General features: G+C 48.3%; 2 protein-coding genes. Both read left to right on the top strand.

Features of this window, described 5'->3' with window-relative positions; translation table 11 throughout:
* Window positions 1-150: 150 nt before the first annotated feature.
* Window positions 151-957, top strand: coding sequence for a hypothetical protein (locus VZT47_RS10285; RefSeq protein WP_330224868.1), 807 nt, complete (start codon window positions 151-153; stop codon window positions 955-957).
* Between the two features lie 123 nt (window positions 958-1,080).
* Window positions 1,081-1,663: transposase (locus VZT47_RS10280; protein WP_330224867.1), on the top strand; the 583-nt coding region annotated here is incomplete at its 3' end.

The following is a 1,663-nucleotide window of genomic DNA, read 5'->3' as shown; positions in this document are numbered from 1 at the left end:
GGTTTACTGCGCCCATTTGCCAGAAAAACAGGGAGAATACCATCCTTTTTGCGCCGATATTCTCCCTGTTTTCCGCAGTTTCCGCCTAAAAGGGCACTTTTTCAGTGGTTTTGAACCGTCCCCTGATTGTGAACACTTTGGAGGTATGAGATGAAAGCGGTCATTAAATATACTTTGATCATCACCTTGCTTTTTCTGACCGTATTAATTGCGCTTATGATTCTTTCTTCCCGCTATCATCCCAAATACAAAAACAGCGTGCACTATAACGAACGTTCCGATCTTCTGGTGCTTTTCACGTATTCGATTCCGTTTGTGGGCGATTTGGACGTGGAAATGCTCGGCGACGTCGAAATCTATCCGGTTGAGACGGATGAATACGGGCGAACCCTCGGGATCCTGCAATTCAAACCAAGAAAGCGGAATCAATTGTTCGGCGAAAATGCGGTTTATTGCGTCCTGCAAAGCGGAAGCAAAAAGAAATGCTGCTATTATGAGGACGTCTGCTGTGTCATGGTGGAAAACGGCACAGATTCCAGCGCGGCGATTCAGCAGTTGAAGCGGGACAATGATTGGAATATGCCGCTTGCAATCGGCAAATGCCGAACGATTCCGATCAAATATTATAACGCCTCCGGCGATTTCAATACGAAATACGGTTATCACGACTATGAAACGCCAGCCTGCAAAGCTGTCATGTGGCCCACAGAAAATGCCTGGCTTGAAGTGCTTTGCAAGGACGGCTGCGGACTATGGCTGTTTACGTTGGTGCTGAATTGTCATAAAGAGAACTCGCCAGTCTATCTCATCATGATGCGGGAAGACCCCTCTGCCGACCCGATGCTTTCCATTGTCGGCACGCAACCGCTGAATGATCAAAGCTCCCCCTGGGCGGAAATCCATGCGTTCAAAGAAGAAATGGGATGGCAATTCAGTCAATCCGGGGCTGACTCATAGCAATTGAAACACATCAATAATCAATCAAGGGACGGTTCAAAACCACTGAAAAAGTCAGCGGGATATAGCAAAACGGGCCGGGATATGGTATAATCGGAGCATCAAAGGAAAAGGGTGATATAGATGCTCCGAGAAGAAGGAAAGCAATACAGCTTTCACAGCATGCTTTACAACAAGATTCCCGAGGATCATCTGCTAAAGGTGATTGACCGGGCGGTGGATTTCAGCTTTATCAATGAAATGGTAGCCGGAAGCTACTGTCGGGAGTTCGGCAGACCGGCCAAGGAGCCGGAGTTGATGGCAAAGCTGCTGTTTTTGGAACACATCTATGACTTGTCCGACGAGAAGGTCATAAAGCGAGGGAACTTCGACCTTTCCTTTCTCTGGTTCCTTGGTCTGAATCCAGAGGAAGAATTGCCGGATCCAAGCCTGCTGGCGAAGTTCCGGACCCAGCGGCTGCAGGAAGCAACCCTGGACGACATTCTCACAGAAATCATCCGGCAATGCGTGGAGAATGGCATCATTAAGGGCAAGAGCCTGTCCGTAGACACCACGCACATTCTGGCGAACACCACAAAAAAGGTGCCGGAACGGGTGATGAAGCATCTGGCGAAGAAGATTTTTAAGGGCTTAAAGGACGATATTGGATTTGTTCCCGAGGAAATCCCTGTAGATCTGCCGGATTACAAGGAAATTGAGGACCACC

It is taken from the genome of Dialister sp. (genome assembly GCF_036343215.1).
Classification (GTDB): Bacteria; Bacillota; Negativicutes; order Veillonellales; family Dialisteraceae; genus Dialister.
The sequence above is the reverse complement of the archived record's forward strand: the minus strand, read 5'-3'. Positions and strand labels throughout refer to the sequence as shown.

What these genes read in the sequence shown, in the direction of transcription:
- VZT47_RS10285 (WP_330224868.1), top strand. Translation starts at nt 151, where the DNA reads ATGAAAGCGGTCATTAAATATACTTTGATCATCACCTTGCTTTTTCTG.